This window comes from Sandaracinobacter neustonicus (assembly GCF_006385875.1).
Classification (GTDB): Bacteria; Pseudomonadota; Alphaproteobacteria; order Sphingomonadales; family Sphingomonadaceae; genus Sandaracinobacteroides; species Sandaracinobacteroides neustonicus.
The window spans coordinates 164,357-181,737 of sequence record NZ_VFSU01000024.1 but is presented as its reverse complement, the minus strand read 5'-3'; the positions used below and the strand labels follow the sequence as shown (position 1 = coordinate 181,737).

The 17,381-nt window shown below is 66.6% G+C and carries 14 protein-coding genes; 11 read left to right on the top strand and 3 right to left on the bottom strand.

Annotated features, from left to right (window positions below; translation table 11 throughout):
• The 6 genes from hppD to FJQ54_RS09575 all read left to right on the top strand — a co-directional run bounded on the left by hppD (window position 1) and on the right by FJQ54_RS09575 (window position 5,390).
• Entirely contained in the window at window positions 1-1,092 is a 1,092-nt protein-coding gene (gene hppD, locus FJQ54_RS09600) for a 4-hydroxyphenylpyruvate dioxygenase (protein ID WP_140928197.1), read from the top strand.
• On the top strand, window positions 1,089-2,354 hold the full coding sequence (hmgA, locus tag FJQ54_RS09595) for a homogentisate 1,2-dioxygenase (protein ID WP_140928196.1): 1,266 nt from the start codon (window positions 1,089-1,091) through the stop codon (window positions 2,352-2,354). The genes hppD and hmgA overlap by 4 nt, the downstream gene beginning before the upstream one ends.
• Window positions 2,351-3,646, top strand: coding sequence for a fumarylacetoacetase (fahA, locus tag FJQ54_RS09590; protein ID WP_140928195.1), 1,296 nt, complete (start codon window positions 2,351-2,353; stop codon window positions 3,644-3,646). Before hmgA ends, fahA begins: the two co-directional genes overlap by 4 nt.
• 86 nt (window positions 3,647-3,732) lie before the next feature.
• Window positions 3,733-4,548 carry a universal stress protein gene (locus FJQ54_RS09585; RefSeq protein WP_140928194.1) on the top strand — a complete coding sequence of 272 codons (816 nt, stop codon included), beginning with the start codon at window positions 3,733-3,735 and terminating at the stop codon, window positions 4,546-4,548.
• A 61-nt stretch (window positions 4,549-4,609) separates the two neighbouring features.
• On the top strand, window positions 4,610-5,062 hold the full coding sequence (locus FJQ54_RS09580) for a DUF6325 family protein (RefSeq protein WP_140928193.1): 453 nt from the start codon (window positions 4,610-4,612) through the stop codon (window positions 5,060-5,062).
• A 1-nt stretch (window position 5,063) separates the two neighbouring features.
• Window positions 5,064-5,390, top strand: a complete 327-nt coding sequence (locus tag FJQ54_RS09575) for an SHOCT domain-containing protein (protein ID WP_140928192.1) — start codon at window positions 5,064-5,066, stop codon at window positions 5,388-5,390.
• Window positions 5,391-5,710: 320 nt separating this feature from the next.
• On the opposite strand, the gene FJQ54_RS09570 is transcribed toward FJQ54_RS09575, so the two are convergent.
• Window positions 5,711-8,611, bottom strand: a complete 2,901-nt coding sequence (locus FJQ54_RS09570) for a TonB-dependent receptor plug domain-containing protein (RefSeq protein WP_140928191.1) — start codon at window positions 8,609-8,611, stop codon at window positions 5,711-5,713.
• A 224-nt stretch (window positions 8,612-8,835) separates the two neighbouring features.
• On the opposite strand from FJQ54_RS09570, the gene FJQ54_RS09565 reads away from it, so the two are divergent.
• Window positions 8,836-9,567, top strand: a complete 732-nt coding sequence (locus tag FJQ54_RS09565; RefSeq protein WP_140928190.1) for a UTRA domain-containing protein — start codon at window positions 8,836-8,838, stop codon at window positions 9,565-9,567.
• 1 nt (window position 9,568) lies between these two features.
• Here the strand turns inward: FJQ54_RS09565 and FJQ54_RS09560 are convergent, their stop codons facing one another.
• Window positions 9,569-10,903 carry a formimidoylglutamate deiminase gene (locus tag FJQ54_RS09560; protein ID WP_140928189.1) on the bottom strand — a complete coding sequence of 445 codons (1,335 nt, stop codon included), beginning with the start codon at window positions 10,901-10,903 and terminating at the stop codon, window positions 9,569-9,571.
• A gap of 72 nt (window positions 10,904-10,975) precedes the next feature.
• On the opposite strand from FJQ54_RS09560, the gene hutI reads away from it, so the two are divergent.
• Genes hutI through hutU form a run of 4 tightly spaced genes read left to right on the top strand, consistent with a single transcriptional unit; the run spans window position 10,976 to window position 16,177 of the window.
• Complete coding sequence (gene hutI / locus FJQ54_RS09555; protein WP_140928188.1) at window positions 10,976-12,172, top strand: imidazolonepropionase; 1,197 nt, start codon at window positions 10,976-10,978, stop codon at window positions 12,170-12,172.
• Window positions 12,169-13,695: a histidine ammonia-lyase gene (gene hutH / locus FJQ54_RS09550; protein WP_140928187.1), complete on the top strand. Its 1,527-nt coding sequence runs from the start codon at window positions 12,169-12,171 to the stop codon at window positions 13,693-13,695. Before hutI ends, hutH begins: the two co-directional genes overlap by 4 nt.
• A complete protein-coding gene (gene hutG / locus FJQ54_RS09545) occupies window positions 13,692-14,519 on the top strand; it encodes an N-formylglutamate deformylase (RefSeq protein ID WP_140928186.1) in 828 nt (275 codons plus the stop codon). The genes hutH and hutG overlap by 4 nt, the downstream gene beginning before the upstream one ends.
• The gene (gene hutU, locus FJQ54_RS09540) at window positions 14,516-16,177 is read left to right on the top strand and encodes a urocanate hydratase (RefSeq protein ID WP_140928185.1); all 1,662 of its coding nucleotides are present in this window, start codon (window positions 14,516-14,518) and stop codon (window positions 16,175-16,177) included. The genes hutG and hutU overlap by 4 nt, the downstream gene beginning before the upstream one ends.
• Here hutU and FJQ54_RS09535 read toward each other — a convergent pair whose 3' ends face one another.
• Window positions 16,178-17,365 carry a hypothetical protein gene (locus FJQ54_RS09535; protein WP_140928184.1) on the bottom strand — a complete coding sequence of 396 codons (1,188 nt, stop codon included), beginning with the start codon at window positions 17,363-17,365 and terminating at the stop codon, window positions 16,178-16,180.
• Window positions 17,366-17,381 lie beyond the last annotated feature (16 nt).

The following is a 17,381-nucleotide window of genomic DNA, read 5'->3' as shown; positions in this document are numbered from 1 at the left end:
ATGGCGACGCTTGCGCGCGAAACGGCGGCTGACGACAATTTCATGGGGCTGGACGGCTTCGAATTCGTGGAATTCACCAGCCCCGATCCGGATGCGCTGGGGCGGCTGTTCGAAGCGCTGGGCTTCACCCATGTCGCGACCCACCGCAGCAAGAATGTCCGCCGCTATGCGCAGGGCGATATCAATTTCCTGCTGAATTTCGATGCGCAGGGGCAAGTCGCCGAATTCCGCGCCCACCGCGGCCCCAGTGCCAATGCGATGGCGTTCCGTGTGAAGGATGCCCGCCAGGCCTTTGATGAAGCCGTGAAGCGCGGGGCGGAGCCGGTGACGGGGCTTGTCGGGCCGATGGAGTTGAACATCCCGGCCATCAAGGGCATCGGCGGCGCGAACCTCTATCTGGTGGATCGCTATGGCGCGGCGGAAATCTATGATGTGGATTTCGTGGCGGTGCCGGGGGCCAGCAAAAAGGACCGCGATGCGGGGCTGCACACGCTGGACCATCTGACGCACAATGTGGGGCGCGGCGACATGGCGCGCTGGGCCGATTATTACAGCCGCATCTTCGGCTTCCGCGAAATCCGCTATTTCGACATCAAGGGCAAATCGACCGGCCTGTTCTCCAAGGCGATGACCGCGCCGGACGACAAAATCCGCATCCCGCTGAACGAAAGCCAGGATGAAAACAGCCAGATCGAGGAATTCCTGCGCGCCTATAATGGCGAGGGCATTCAGCATATCGCGCTGGCGACGGACGATATTTTCAAAACCGTGGATCAACTGAAGGCCAATGGCGTGGCCTTTCAGGATAGCCCCGATACCTATTTCGACCTGATCGACAAGCGCCTGCCCGGCCATGGCCATGATGTGGAGGAAATGCGCAAGCGCCGGGTGCTGATCGACGGCGCGCCGGAAACCGGCGGCGGCCTGCTGTTGCAGATTTTCACCGAGAATATGGTGGGGCCGATCTTCTTCGAAATCATCCAGCGCAAGGGCAATGACGGCTTCGGCGAAGGCAATTTTCAGGCCCTGTTCGAAAGTTTGGAACTGGACCAGATTCGCCGCGGCGTGATTCCGGCGGGCCTGCGTTCGTGACGCAGAGCGGTTTCGGCGGCGAGTTCCAGTCCGAAAGCATCGCCGGCAGCCTGCCCGTGGGCCGAAACTCCCCGCAGCGCCCGGCGCTGGGGCTGTATGCCGAGCAGCTGTCCGGCACGGCCTTCACGGCCCCCCGGCACGAGAACCGGCGCAGCTGGCTGTATCGGCGGATGCCGTCCGCCGCGCATGGTGAATATCGCCCGCTGCCGCACGGCGGGCTGGCGGCCCCGCCCTTCGCGGACGGGTTGCTGACGCCGAACCGGCTGCGCTGGGATCCTCAGCCGCTGCCGGAAACGCCGACGGACTGGCTGGATGGGCTGCACACGCTGGCGGGCAATGGCTCCGCCGAAGAGGGCAGCGGCGTCTCCATCCATCTTTATGCCTGCAACGCGCCGATGACGGGCCGCGCCTTCAGCAGTTCGGACGGCGAATTGCTGTTCGTGCCGCAGCTTGGCGAACTGGCGATCACCACCGAATTCGGCCTGCTGCACGTGCCGCCCGGCCATGTGGCGTTGGTGCCGCGCGGGGTGAAGCTGCGGGTGGATGTGAATGGCCCTTCGCGCGGCTATGTTCTTGAAAACCATGGCGCGCTGTTCCGCCTGCCCGATCTTGGCCCGATCGGCGCCAACGGCCTTGCCAACCCGCGCGACTTCGAAATCCCGGACGCCGCGACAGAGGCGGACACCCCCACGCAACTGCTGGTGAAGCTGGGCGGGCAGCTGTGGGAAACCACCCTGCCCCAGTCCCCGTTCGACGTGGTGGCGTGGCACGGGAATCTCGTGCCATGGCGCTATGATCTCGCTCGCTTCAACGCCATCGGCACGGTCAGCTTCGATCACCCGGACCCTTCGATCTTCACCGTGCTCACCTCGCCATCGGGCCAGCCCGGCGTTGCGAACTGCGATTTCGTGATCTTCCCGCCGCGCTGGATGGTGGCGGAAGACACGTTCCGCCCGCCGTGGTTCCACCGCAACATCATGAGCGAATATATGGGCCTGATCTCCGGCGAATATGACGCGAAGGAAGGCGGCGGTTTCGTGCCCGGCGGCGGCAGTTTGCACAACCGCATGTCCGCGCACGGCCCCGATGCGGCGGCGTGGGAAAAGGCCAGCCACGCCCAACTCGCGCCGATGAAGCTGGACAATGGCCTTGCCTTCATGTTCGAGACCGTCCGCCCCTTCCGGCTGACCGGGCAGGCGGCAAAGACAACGCAGGCCGGTTATGACCGCGTCTGGCAGGGATTTCCGAAGGGCGGCGCATGAACTGGTGGCAGACGGATCACACCCACAACCCGGCGGCACGCTGCTGGGTGAAAGGCGCGGACGGGCATGAGAGCTTCCCGGTGCAGAATCTGCCGCTGGGGCTGTTTTCCGATGGCGATTCAGGCCCACGCGCAGGCGTCGCCATCGGCAATTTCGTGCTGGACCTCGGCGGGCTGATCGACGCCGGGCTGCTCCCCGAACTGGACATGCTTTCCGATCTGCTGCGGGAGCGGCTGAACGAACTGCTGGCGCTGGGCGCGGAAACCCGCCGCGCGCTGCGCCACGCCCTGTTCGCGCTGCTGACGGACGCCCGGCACCGCGATGCGGTTGCCCCCTTTCTTGTGCCGATGGCGCATGCGGACATGCACATGCCCTGCGACGTGGGCGACTACACCGATTTCTACGCGGGCATCCACCATGCCATGCGGGTGGGCAAGCTGTTCCGCCCGGACGCGCCGCTGCTGCCCAATTACCGGCATGTGCCCATCGGCTATCATGGTCGCGCCTCGTCCGTCGTGCTGTCCGGCACGCCGGTGAAGCGGCCGCAGGGCCAGTTGCCCGGCGCGGACGGCCCGCGTTTCGGCCCCAGCGAGCGGCTGGATCTGGAACTGGAACTGGGCGTGTGGATCGGGCCGGGTAATGAACTGGGCGCGCCCGTGCCCATCGCCGAGGCGGCCGAACATATCGCCGGATTCTGCCTGCTGAACGACTGGTCCGCCCGCGACGTGCAGACGTGGGAGTATCAGCCGCTCGGCCCGTTCCTCGCCAAGAATTTCCTCACCAGCATTAGCCCTTGGATCATCACGCCAGAGGCGCTGGCCCCGTTCCGTGAGCGCGCCTATCCGCGCGGCGCAGACGAACCCACGCCCCTGCCCTATCTGATGGACGCGGACGATCAAGCGCATGGCGGGCTGAAGCTGGAGCTGGGCGTGTGGCTGCAAACCCGCGCCATGCGGCAGGCCGGGCTGCCCGAAACCCGGCTGTCCGGCGGCGGCTCGCAGGCGCTCTACTGGACGGTGCAGCAAATGCTGGCGCACCACACGGTGAACGGCTGCAACCTGATGCCCGGAGACCTGTTCGGCACCGGCACCATTTCCGGCGAGGCGGACGGCAGCGAAGGCTCGCTGCTGGAACTGACGCAGGGCGGCAAGGCCCCGATCACCCTCCCGTCGGGCGAAACGCGGACCTTCCTTCAGGATGGAGACCGACTGCGCATTTCGGCGGTTGCGCGGGCAGATGGATTCGCCTCCATCGGCTTTGGCGAATGCGTGGGCGAAGTGCTGGACTCTTGACGGGAATCAAGGCGGGATTGCCTTTGCCAGCGCATAAGGGGTAGCCAAGCGACGGCCAGCACCGGGCCGGGCACAGGAGAGCGCGCATGAAATCGATTCTGCTTCACCACGGCAATGATCCGCAGTTCGAATCCCGCCTGCAGGGCGCGCTGGATCTGGCCCGCTTCACCGAAGGCCATCTGGAAGTGCTGCAAACCCGCCGGGTGCCCGCCTTCCTTGGCGCGGATGCCGCCGGTTTCGCAGGCAGCGCCGCCATGGTGGTGCAGTTGCTGGAAGATGAAGCCAAGCTGGCAGAGGCCGAGCGGACGGCGCTTTCGAAGCGTCTGGATGGCGAAGGCGTGCCTTTCACCTTCACCGAATCGCTGGGTGATCCGGCGCAGACTCTGGTTGATCGCTCGCTGCTGTCGGACGTGATCGTAATGTCGCTGGCCGGATCAGACGCGAGGGAACTGGCGAGTACGCTGGCGGCCGTCGTCACCAAGGCAGACGCCCCCGTGCTGGCGATGCCCGCAGGCGCGACCCGGCTGGAAATCGAAAAGCCCGTCCTCGTCGCATGGAAACCCACGCCCGAAGCCGCCCATGCGGTGAAGCGCTCTGTCAGCCTGCTGCGGCAGGCAGCGCGGGTGGACGTGCTGACGATTGACCCCACCGGCAGCGGTGAACTGCCGCCCACGGCGGTTTCCTCTTACCTGTCTCGCCACGGCATCGGCTCCGACCTGCACGAGCGCACCACCGGCGGCGGCAGCACCGCCGACACGTTGCTCGCCACCGCGAAAGAACTGGGATCGGGCATGATCGTGATGGGCGGCTATGGCCGCAGCCGGGCGATGGAATTCCTGCTGGGCGGCGTGACGCGGCGGCTGCTGGCGGCTGCCGATATTCCTCTTTTGCTTGCCCACTAAAAACGTTCATCATGCAGACACGGGATGCTGGCAAAAGGCGGCAGACTTTGTGGAGACCTGTATGACTGTATCGATTGGCCCGGTGGAATTTCTGCTGCTGGGGTTTGAAGGCAACCGCTTCAACGGGGCCATAGCGCCAGCACTGGGTGAACTGGTGGGCAACGGCCTGATCCGGCTGCTGGATGTGGCCGTGGTGATCAAGGATGCCGACGGCCATGCCGCCATATTGGAAATGCAGGAACTGCCCGAAGATGTGGCGGATGCGATCCGCTCCCTCACCGGGGAATCGCGCGGCCTGATGTCCGAAGCGGATTTGCTGGAAGTGGCTGACAATCTGGAACCGGAAACCACGGTTGCAGCGCTGCTGGTGGAACATATCTGGGCCAGCCGCTTTTCGGATGCCGTGCGCGCCGCTGGTGGCGAACTGCTGGTGGCCGAACGCATTCCGGGTGACCTCGTGGATCAGGCGCGTGCAGGCCTCGCGGCGGCCGCGCAACTTGCAGGAGACAATTGAGATGCTGGGATCGAGAAGCGGACGCCCGAGCCTGATCGGGCGCGCGGCTGGCACGGCGGCGCGCACTGCCGTCATCACCAAGACCGCAACTGCGGTGGCCGGAAGCTCAGCCGCCAAGCAGCAGCAGAAGGCACATGCAGCCGAACTGGCCCATGCGGAACGCATGGCGGCAGTCGGCGGCGCGGCCCCGGTTGCGGCTGCTCCCGCAGCGGCTCCGGCCGCAGGCGGCGAAGCGCTGGAGGCCCTGCGCAAGCTCTCCGCCGCGCATGATGCAGGCATCCTCACGGAGTCCGAATTCGTCGCCAAGGTGAAGGAACGGCTGGCTTAAGGCCGCCCTTCGGCTGAATGAAAAGGCCCGGAACCTCGCGGTTCCGGGCCTTTTTCATGGCGATTCTATCCGCTGCAAACAGGCATCACATGCCTGTCCGCCACCCGCTCACCCCTCCACCCGCTCAGGCTGAGCTTGTCGAAGCCCCAGACGCGAAAGCCCAATGGCTGAGTCGGGTGCATGGCCCACGGGGCTTCGACAAGCTCAGCCTGAGCGGGTTATCAGCTTGAGCAGGAAAGAGAACAGGCCAGCAAGCTTGTTGGCCAAGGTACAATCACCTTTCCCTTGTGCCTTCTGCGTTGGGGCGCGAACGCCCCCGTTTACATCTTATATTCCACCGTCAGCGTGAAGGAACGGCCTCGCGGATCGGCCACGCGCGGTTCCCAGCTGCTGCCAGCGCCAGTGTTGCTGTCATAAGTGATGGCGAACGGCGGATCGGTGTCGAACAGGTTCTTGATGCCCGCCGTGATGCTCCACTGCTCGTTCGGGCGATAGCCCGCCGACAGATTGTAGATGGTGTAGGGCTTCACCCGCACATGCAGGTCCGGCGGATCGACCCGGCCGGAGGTGACGCCGGGCAGCTCCTGATTGGTGTAGCCAGAGCGATGCAGCTGCGAGATCGACCCTACCCACGGCCCCTGCGTGTAGGTGAGGAAGATGTTGTGCTTCCACTTCAGGCCCAGATCGCCCGAGAAGGTGAAGCGCCCCACTTCCGACACGCCCAACGGGGCACCCGGCACCAGCCGCGAGCGCTTCTTCAACAGCATGCTGCCATCGAAGCCGAACGACAGGTCGCCCGCGAACAGCGGCGTGCCCGCGCGCGCGGCGAATTCTATGCCAGAGGTCTCCGTCTCGCCGCTGTTCACCCAGGTGCGGTCGATCATGGTGATCGCGCCGCTGCCGTCGCGGATGAAGCGATCTTCGAAGATGCTGTAGTTGGCGATCATGTCCTGCAGCGTCAGCACGTCGATCTTGCCTTCGCGGCGGATATGCCACCAGTCCGCCGAAAGCATGATGTTGGACATCGGCTCGATCACGATCCCCGCCGACCATTGCCGCGAGCTTTCCGGCCCCAGATCGGGCCGCCCGCCGGTCAGGATGGTGGGGCTGATCGATTCACAGCCCGGAATGGTGGTGTCCACCCGCCCGGCCGAGCAGGTCGCGGGATCATAAAGATCGCGGCCGGAATAAGGTGACTCCAGCGTGCCGTTGTAGATCTGGTTGAAGGTCGGCACGCGGAAGCTGGTGCTGTAGGAACCGCGCACCATCACCTGCTTGATCGGCCGGTATTTCGCGGTGATCTTCGGGTTCGTGGTGGTGCCAAAGCCGGTGTAATCGTCGATCCGGAAGGCGCCCGTCAGCTCGAAACCGGTGAACAGCGGCAGCATCACTTCGGCATAGACCGCCTTCACATCGCGGGTGCGGCTGTCCAGCGCGTTCGCATCGTCGAACGGGGCGTTGAAGATCGCCGGGCGGGCAGCTGCCGCCCGCGCATCGCCGTTGAAGCTATATTCCTCGCGCCGCCAGTCCACCCCGGCTGCCGCCTGCACCGTGCCGCCCCACACGTCGAACAGCGGGCCGGTCGCGGCCGCATCCACCTGCCACAGCGCATATTTGCCGCCATACAGCTGCACACCGGCCGCCGACGTCGCCTCGATCAGCGCCATCGCTTCGGCAGACTGGGTTTCGCCCGGCAGCAGGAACGGGTTGATCATGCCCGTCATCAGGGCATCCACCATGCCGTTCACGATGATGTTGCCGTTCGCGTCGCGCACGGTGCGGGTATAGAAATAGCCCGAGCCAAGCGTGGAGGTGGACTCGCTCTTCCCGTAGGAAACGCCGGCATGATATTCCCACGCCCCGGCAATCGGGCCATCAGCCGTCAGCGCCAGCCGGATCGTATCGGTGCTGGTCTCGATCTCGCGGTTGCCGCACTCAAGGCAGCGCCAGCGCAGCGCCATCGGCAGTCCCCGCCGCGATTCCAGGGAGGGGAACACGCTGACAAGCTGGTTGAACACCCGATCATAAGTGGCTGCACTATATTGGTTTCGCACATACACATAATTCAACGCCGTCGCCGCGGCAGAGGCGCTGGACGACATCTGGTTGGCAGAGAAGCTCTTCTTCGAATCCGCCTGCGAACCGGTGATTTCGAACTTCAGCTGATGCTCGCCCAGCTGCTTGGTGGCCGCGCCATAATAGGAAATGGTGCGGATCGGCTGCGCCAGCACGGCGGCGCGACCGGTGTCCCATGCGCAGGCATATTGCGCGGTCGGCACGTCCCACAGCAGATGGTCATAGCTGTCCATCCCGTCCACGGAATTGCAGCCCGCGCCGCCGGGCAGGTCCAGCGGGTTGATGCCGCCGCCCGCGCGCACCGTGGTGCTGCCGGGCAGGAAGGGCGCGGTGGCCGCCGACAGGATGATGGTGCCGTTCGGGCTGTTGGGCGAAACCCCCAGCGGGAAGATGGTGGCGAATGGCGTGCCGCGCGTATCCACCGAAAGCCCGCGATCCACCTGGAAGGTGTTCACGAAATCGCGCTGGTCGCCGCGCAGCATCTTGTTGTCGCTGATGGAGGCCGCGAACATCACGTTGAAGCCGTCCGACTCCAGATCACCATGCCCGGCCACGAACGAGCCGCGCCAGATGTTGCCGCCGCCCGCTTCCGTCACGTCCATGAAGCCCGTAACCTTCACACCCTGAAAATTGCTGTAGGTGATGAAGTTGATCACGCCGCCCACGGCGTCGGTGCCGTAAATGGCCGAAGCGCCGTCTTTCAGCACCTCGATCCGCTCCACGGCGGACATCGGGATCTGGTTCACGTCCACCACGCCACCGTTCAGGCCGTGCGCAGGCACGCGGCGGCCGTTCAGCAGCACCAGCGTGGCGGCAGCGCCCTGCCCGCGCAGGTTGGCGGATGAGGCCCCGTTGTTGCCGCGCGCCGCGCCCGAAACCACGTCTGCGTTGGACGAGAGATTGTCGAGACCGTTGCCGTTGGATGTAAGGTAGGAGATGAACTGTTCGGGGCTGTTGATGCCTTCGCGCCGCAGATCATCGGTGGTGATGATCGACAGCGGAACCGGGCTGTCCTCTACAGAGCGCTTGATGCGCGACCCAGTCACCACGATCAGATCATCGGAGGCAGCGGTTTCGGCGGTCTGCGCGATGGCGGGCACCGTCAGGCAACTGCTGCACAGGATCGCGGCGACGAACAGTCTCATACTCAGGCCCCTTTTACTGATACCGGACGGCGTTTCTTGCGTCCGCGTGAACAGGATGTTCATCTGCCCGCAATCTTTGTCAGGAAGCGAAAGTCGCGCAACGGGAATTTGCAGATGTGGCAAATCAGGGGTGGAAGGGTTGCATTCCCGCAACAGCGCGCCCCATTTGCCGGATCGGCGCGGCTGGTGCACATGCGGAACAAGGGCCACAGGCGGGAGATGGAATGCCGACGCAACGAATAGAGGGCGCAGGCATTCCGCCGCTGGATGGCGAAGGGCCGCTGTGGCTGCAGATCCGCCGCGCCATCGCGCAGGCAATCCTCAGCGGGGAATGGACGGCGGGCACCCGCATCCCGGCCGAACTGGTGCTGACGAGCCATTACCAGACGTCGCGGATGACGGTGAACAAGGCGATCCAGAGCCTCGCCGCCGAAGGGCTGGTGGCACGGCGGCCGCGCCTTGGCACGGTGGTGACAGGCCGGGCGCGGGAACGGCCGGTGCTGGAAATCTGGGATGCCGCAGATGCCGTGCACCGCTCAGGCGGGCGCTATGGCTATCGGCTGATCGACTGCGCCATGGTCTCCTCTGAAGATGGGCTGGAGGGCGCGCCCTCCATCCGCATTCTCTGCCTGCATCTGGCGGACGATCAGCCCTTCCAGCTGGAGGAGCGCCTCGTTAGCCGCAACAGCGCGCCGACGCTCGCCTGCGCGCATCTGCACGATGTTTCCCCCGGCCAGTGGCTACTGGCCAATGTGCCATGGACGCGAGCCGGCCACAGCCTGACGGCGCGCGGCGCGACGCCGCTGGTGGCCCAGCATCTGGCGCTGGCCGAAGGGGCCGCCTGCCTCGTGGTGGAACGGCGGACATGGAACGGCGACGCGCCCGTGACCTTCGGCCGCTTCTGGTATCCCGGAGACGACGACAGCCAGACCGCCCGTTTCCGGCCCAGTTGGTAGCTTAGCCCAGCAGTTGCATCGCGGCCTGATGGAACCGCCGTTCCACCGCCGCGCGCGCGATATGCCGCCCGCCTGACACCAGCCGCCGCCCGGCGCGCCAGACGCCGTCCACCCGGCCATTGGCGAAAATCCAGCGATCCAGCGCGGCATCGCCCGCGCCCAGCGGGTCGGCGGCCAGCGCCACAATATCTGCCACGGCGCCCACTTTCAGCGCCGGGGTATCGCCCAGCGCCTGCCCGCCCCCGGCAAGCGCCGCTTCGAACAGCGAACGGCCGTTGGAGCGGTCAGCAGCCGCCAGCACGGTGCGCTGGCGGCGGATCAGCCGCTGGCCATATTCCAGCAGCCGCAGTTCCTCGCCCGCGTCGATCCGCACGTTGGAATCGCTGCCCACGCCAAAGCGCCCGCCCGCCGCCAGATAGTCCACCGCCGGGAAGATGCCGTCGCCCAGATTGGCCTCGGTGACGGGGCACAGCCCCGCCACCGCGCCGCTGGCCGCCAGCCGCGCGGTTTCCGCGTCCGTCATGTGGGTGGCATGCACGAGGCACCAGCGTTCGCCCACATCCTGCGCACCCAGCAGCCATTCGACGGGCCGCGCGCCGCTCCATGCGAAGCAATCCGCCACTTCCTTCACCTGCTCGGCGATGTGGATATGGACGGGGCCGGCGGCCATGCCGACAAGCGCGGCCAGCTCCTCCGGCGTGACCGCGCGCAGCGAATGCGGGGCGATGCCCAGCACCGCATCCGGCAGCGGGGCCAGCGCCCGGCGGCTCGCCTCCAGCAGCCGCGCGAAGCCGTCCAGATCGTTCACGAAACGCCGCTGCCCCGGCTGCGGCGGCTGCCCGCCAAAACCGGAATGGGCATAGAAGACCGGCAGCAGCGTCAGCGCGATGCCGGTCTCCGCCGCCGCCCCGGCCAGCGCCACGGCCATCTCCGCCGGGTCATCGAACGGCCGGCCATCGGGCTGGTGGTGCAGATAATGGAACTCGCCCACGCGGGTGAAGCCACCCTCCAGCATCTCCACGAAGGCCATGGCGGCGATGGCGGCCATCTGCTGCGGCGCGATCTCGCCGACGATGCGATACATCAGCTCGCGCCAGCTCCAGAAATCATCGCCGTCCGGGCCGAGCCTGCGCTCCGCCAGCCCGGCCATCAACCGCTGAAAGGCATGGCTGTGCAGATTGGGCAGGCCGGGCAGCGCGGTCGCGTGCCGCTCATCCCCGGCGGCGGGTTCCACGCCCGTTTCGAGTTTCGCGATGCGGCCATCCGCCAGCGTCAGCCGAACCCCTTGCGCCCAGCCGTCGGGCAGCAGCGCCTGTGAAAAATGCAACGCAGCCATCACGCCTCCTGCTGGATGGGCTGGACAGTAACCCGGACTCGTGGTTTTGTATATACAAATAGGGAATCAGCCATGGCGGACAAAGTCTGGCGCAACGCGCGCCTCGCGACCATGACCGGGGAGGGATTGGGCATCGTCGAAGACGGGCTGCTGGCCAGCCGCGACGGCCTCATCGCCTATGTCGGGCCTGCGGCGGACGCCCCCGCCTTCCCCGCCGCCGTCAGCGAAGATTGCCAAGGCCGCTGGATCACCCCCGGCCTGATCGATTGTCACACGCATCTGGTGCATGGCGGCAACCGCGCGGGCGAATTCGCGCAGCGTCTGGCGGGGGCCAGTTATGAGGACATCGCCCAGGCGGGCGGCGGCATCGTTTCCACCATGCGCGCCACCCGCGCCGCGACGGAGGCCCAACTGGTTGAAAGCGCCCTGCCCCGGCTGGACGCGCTGATCGCCGAGGGCGTGACCACGGTGGAGATCAAATCCGGCTATGGCCTCTCCCTCACCGACGAGTTGAAGATGCTGCGCGCCGCCCGCGCACTGGGCGAAGCACGGCCGGTGCGGGTGGCCACAACCTTCCTCGGCGCGCACGCGGTGCCGCCCGAATATCGCGGCGAAGCAGACGCCTACGTCGATCTCGTCTGCAACGAAATGATCCCCGCCGTCGCCAAAGCCGGGCTGGCCGACGCGGTGGACGCCTTTTGCGAAACCATCGCCTTTTCGCCCGCGCAAACCGAGCGCGTGTTCCGCGCAGCGCACGCGCATGGCCTGCCGGTGAAGCTGCATGCCGAGCAATTGTCGGCGCTGGGCGGGGCCACGCTGGCCGCGCGGCACCGGGCGCTTTCCGCCGATCATCTGGAGCATGCGAGCAGCGCCGATGTCGCCGCCATGGCGGAATCCGGCACCGTCGCGGTGCTGCTGCCCGGCGCCTTTTACTTCATGCGCGAGACGCAGCTGCCGCCCATCGCCGCCTTCCGCACGGCGGGCGTGCCCATCGCGCTCGCCACCGATTGCAACCCCGGCACCTCGCCGCTCACCTCGCCGCTGCTGGTCATGAACATGGCCGCCACTCTGTTCCGGCTGACGGTGGAGGAGGCTTTGCGCGGCCTCACCGTGAACGCCGCCCGCGCGCTGGGGCTGTCCGCGCGCATCGGCACGCTGGAGCCGGGCAAGGCCTGCGATCTGGCGATCTGGAACATCGGCGAACCCGCCGAACTGGTTTACCGCATGGGGCTGAACCCGCTCCATGCCCGTGTGTGGAGTGGTGCATGAGCGACATCCGGCTGGTTCCCGGTGAAGTCCCCCTGTCGCACTGGCGGGCGCTGTGGCGCGGGGGCACGCCCCGGCTGGAGCCGACCAGCGGCGCGAAGATCGCGGCCAGCGCAGAGGCCGTGGCCCGCATCCTTGCCAGGGGCGAGCCGGTCTATGGAATCAACACCGGCTTTGGAAAGCTGGCCTCCGTGCGCATCGGCGATGCCGATCTCGCCACGCTTCAGCGCAACATCGTGCTCAGCCACGCGGCGGGCAGCGGCGCGCCCTCCCCCGTGGCCGTGGTGCGACTGATGATGGCGCTGAAACTGGCCAGCCTCGCGCAGGGGGCGTCAGGCGTGCAGCCGGACACGGTGGCGCTGCTCGAGGCGATGCTGGCGCGCGGGCTGACGCCGGAAGTGCCGTCGCAAGGATCGGTGGGGGCAAGCGGCGATCTCGCGCCCTTGTCACACATGGCCGCCGCCATGATCGGCGTGGGCTGGATCGACCTTCAGGGCGAGCGCCTGCCCGCAGCGCAAGCACTGACGCGCGCCGGGCTGCAACCGCTGCAACTGGGGCCGAAAGAGGGCCTCGCGCTGCTGAACGGCACGCAATTCTCTACCGCAAATGCACTCGGCGGGCTGTTTCAGGCGGAACTGCTGTTCCAATCCGCCCTCGTCACCGGCGCGCTTTCCACCGAGGCCGCCAAGGGGTCTGACACGCCGTTCGATCCGCGCATCCACGCGCTGCGCCGCCACCGGGGCCAGATCGAGGTGGCCGATACACTGCGCGCGCTGATGGCCGGTTCCACCATCCGCGCCAGCCACGCCGTGGACGATCCGCGCGTGCAGGATCCCTATTGCCTGCGCTGCCAGCCGCAGGTGATGGGGGCCGCGCTGGACGTGCTGCGGCAGGCCGCCAGCACGCTGGCAACCGAAGCCAATGGCGTGTCAGACAATCCGCTGATCTTCGCCGACACCGATGAGGCCCTGTCGGGCGGCAATTTCCACGCCGAACCCGTCGCCTTCGCCGCCGATATGATCGCGCTTGCCATCTGCGAGATCGGCTCCATCGCCGAACGGCGCATCGCCATGCTGGTCGATCCGGCCCTGTCGGGCCTGCCCGCCTTCCTCACGCCGAAGCCGGGGCTGAACTCCGGCTTCATGATCCCGCAGGTGACGGCAGCCGCGCTGGTGAGCGAGAACAAGCAGCGGGCATATCCCGCCAGCGTCGATTCCATCCCCACTTCGGCCAATCAGGAAGATCATGTCTCCATGGCCGCGCATGGCGCGCGCCGCCTGCTGGAGATGGCCGCCAACGCCACGGCCGTGATCGGCATCGAATGGCTGGCCGCCGCGCAAGGGGTGGATTTCCACGCGCCGCTCGCCTCGTCCCGGCCGCTGGAAGCCGCCCGCGCCACCTTGCGTGCGGCGGTGCCAATGCTGCACGATGATCGCCACTTCCACCCCGATATGGAGGCCGCCAACAGCCTCATCGCGTCGGGTGCGCTCACCACCATCCATCCACTGCCGGAGGTGTCACCATGACTGAGACGACAGACTGGCTGCAAATCCATCGCGGCACCGCGCCGCTGATCGTCGCCTTTCCGCATGTGGGGCGCGATCTGGTGCCGGTGTCCCCTCCGTTCCGCTCCAACTGGCTGGCCCGGCGCGACACCGACTGGTGGGTGGATAAACTCTACGCCTTCGCCACCGATCTGGGGGCCACCACCATCCACACCCGCATTTCCCGCAGCGTGATCGACCTGAACCGCGATCCCTCGGGCCAGTCGCTCTATCCGGGGCAGACCACCACCGAACTCTGCCCCACCAGCACCTTCGATGGCGACCCGCTGTATGACGGCCCCGGCCCGGACGCAGCGGAAATCGCCCGGCGGCGCGAGCTGTATTTCACACCCTATCATCAGGCACTTACAGCCGAATTGGAACGGCTGCGGGCGGCGCATCCCCGCGTGGTGCTCTATGATGCCCACTCCATCCGCAGCATCGTGCCGCGCCTGTTCGATGGCGAACTGCCGCATCTGAACATCGGCAGCAACGGCGGCAGCAGTTGTGCGCCGGAATTGCTGCAAGCGGTGGAGAAGGTCGCCGACGCCAGCGTCTGGTCCCACATCACAGACGGCCGCTTCCGCGGCGGCTGGACGACGCGCCACTATGGCCGCCCGGGCAGCGGCATCCACGCCATCCAGATGGAGCTGGCGATGCGCACCTATCTGGAGGAACCGCCGGTGCTGGGCGAAGCCGACTGGCCGGTGCCCTATGACCCGGCCCATGCCGTGGAAATCACCGAAACGCTGACAGAGGTGCTGAAGGCCTGCCTCGCCTTCGCGGCGCAGAAAGACCCGGCATGACCCGCACAGACAACAGCCGCATCATCCGCCCCGCCACCGGCACGGACCTCAGCGCGAAAAGCTGGCTGACGGAAGCGCCCCTGCGCATGCTGATGAACAATCTGCACCCCGATGTGGCGGAGCGGCCGGAGGAGCTGGTCGTCTATGGCGGCATCGGCCGCGCCGCCCGCGATTGGGAGAGTTACGACCGCATCGTCAGCACGCTGCAACGGCTGGAGGCGGACGAGACGCTGCTGGTGCAATCCGGCAAGCCGGTGGGCGTGTTCCGCACCCATGAAGACGCCCCGCGCGTGCTGATCGCCAACAGCAATCTGGTGCCGCACTGGGCAAATTGGGCGCATTTCAACGAACTGGATCGCAAGGGGCTGGCCATGTACGGCCAGATGACGGCGGGCAGCTGGATCTACATCGGCACGCAGGGCATCGTGCAGGGCACCTACGAAACCTTCGTGGAAATGGGCCGCCAGCATCATGGCGGGGACCTCTCCGGCAAATGGCTGCTGACGGCGGGGCTGGGCGGCATGGGCGGCGCGCAGCCGCTGGCGGCGGTGATGGCAGGGGCCTCCTGCCTTGCCATCGAATGCCAGCCCAGCCGGATCGAGATGCGGCTGCGCACCGGCTATCTGGACCGCTCGGCGACCACGCTGGATGAAGCGATGGCGATCATCGAGCAAAGCTGCGCCGATCGGAAGCCGGTTTCGGTGGGGCTGCTGGGCAATGCGGCGGAAATCCTGCCGGAAATCTACCGGCGCGGCATCCGCCCGGACTTGCTGACAGACCAGACCAGCGCGCACGATCCCGTAAACGGCTATCTGCCGATCGGCTGGACTGTGGCGCAATGGATCGAGCGGCGCGAGCGCGAGCCGGAGGCGGTGGCGCGCGCCGCCCGCACCTCCATGGCGGTGCATGTGAAGGCGATGCTGGATTTCCACGCCGCCGGTGTGCCGACCACCGATTATGGCAACAATATCCGCCAGATGGCGAAGGACGAGGGGCTGGCGAACGCGTTCGATTTCCCCGGCTTCGTGCCCGCCTATATCCGCCCGCTGTTCTGCCGCGGCATCGGCCCGTTCCGCTGGGCCGCCCTGTCCGGAGACCCGGAGGATATCGCCAAAACAGACGCAAAGGTGAAGGAACTGCTGCCCAACGACAGCCATCTGCACAACTGGCTGGACATGGCGCGGGAGAAAATCCGCTTTCAGGGCCTGCCCGCGCGCATCTGCTGGGTCGGTCTGGGAGACAGGCACCGCCTCGGCCTCGCCTTCAACGAGATGGTGGCCAGCGGCGAACTGAAGGCCCCGGTGGTGATCGGCCGCGACCATCTCGATTCCGGTTCCGTCGCCTCCCCCAACCGCGAAACAGAGGCGATGAAAGACGGCAGCGATGCCGTCAGCGACTGGCCGCTGCTGAACGCGCTGCTGAACACGGCCTCCGGCGCGACATGGGTCTCCCTGCACCACGGCGGCGGCGTGGGCATGGGCTATTCCCAGCACGCAGGCATGGTGATCGTGGCAGACGGCACCCCGGAAGCCGCCCGCAGGCTGGAGCGCGTGCTGTGGAACGACCCCGCCACCGGCGTGATGCGCCACGCAGACGCAGGCTATGACATCGCCATCGACTGCGCCCGCGAAAAGGGGCTGGACCTGCCTTCGTTGTAGCTAAAGCGGTTTCCGAGTGGCCGTGATCAGCACGGCGATTTCATCCGTGCGCGGGTTGATGAAATCCAGCCGGACGCGCCCGTCCGGCTGCTGGCTGATCGTGGCCGGCACCGAGCTGTTGGTGAGGGTCCAGCCCGCCGGCAGCACCATCGCATTCACCGGGCGGCCAAAGCTGCGATCCCAGATCAGCGTGTCGCCCTCCCGCCGGTAACGCTCAGTATCTGTGTAGGTTTCAGCGATCCGCAGACGGCGGCTTTCGCCCGCTGCGGGGGCGTTGAAGTGGAACAGCACAGCCTCTGTGTTGGCGTCCGCGCCGGGCGCTTCGCCACCGGCCTGCTCAATGGCAACGCCCTTCAGCACCTCCGTCCGCAAGGCCTCGCCCGTGTCCAGATCGCGCGCGGACGGGTCAGACACCCGGCTGCCGGTCCGCACGATGTTGGTATAGACGCCCACGCCGGGCCGCGTTTCGGTATAATCGTGCGTCAGATCGAAGGCGTGGGTGTCGGGATCGCGCAGATAATAGACGATCTCGCGGGACTGGCTGGCGCGTTCCTGCAACCGCTTGGCGACCTCCGCCGGAAGTTTAGCCGCAGGCAAGGCTGTTTTGCCGACACGCCGCGCTTCCACCACCAGCGGCACCGCCGCAGGCCCGACGTTCCAGAAGCTCAGCTTGATCCGCCCGTCCGCCTCCTGCAGCAATTGCGAGGGATAGTTGACGGAAACAGGCTCATAGCCGGGCGGCAGCACGATGGCATTGCGCCTGATGCCCAGCGAGCGGGTGAAGGTGATGCTGTCCCCGACCGCCAGATAGCTTTTCGCGTCTTCATAGGTCTTGTCGATCCGAATGCGCCCCTCGCCGTCCACGGGCACCGGCCGGGCGAGCGCCACGCGGATATACTCCCCATCCGCCTCCGCCCGGGGCAGCCCATTCGCCCGCGCTACGTCGCCGCTGACCACCTCGAATGGCAGCGGCTTGCCCGTCCGGCTGTCGATCACCCGCTCGTCCGTGGCGATGCTGCCCTTGCGGATCGGGTTGAAGTAAAAGCGCGCGCCCGGCGTGGTCGCCGTGACATCATAGAGAATACGAAATTTGCCTGACCCCGGCGCCAGCAATTCATAGCGGGTGTAAGCGTCGCTTTCCGTCTGCTCCGGCACCGGTTGAGCGGCGGCGGGCGAGAGCGCCGCCAATGGCGCGGCAACCGCA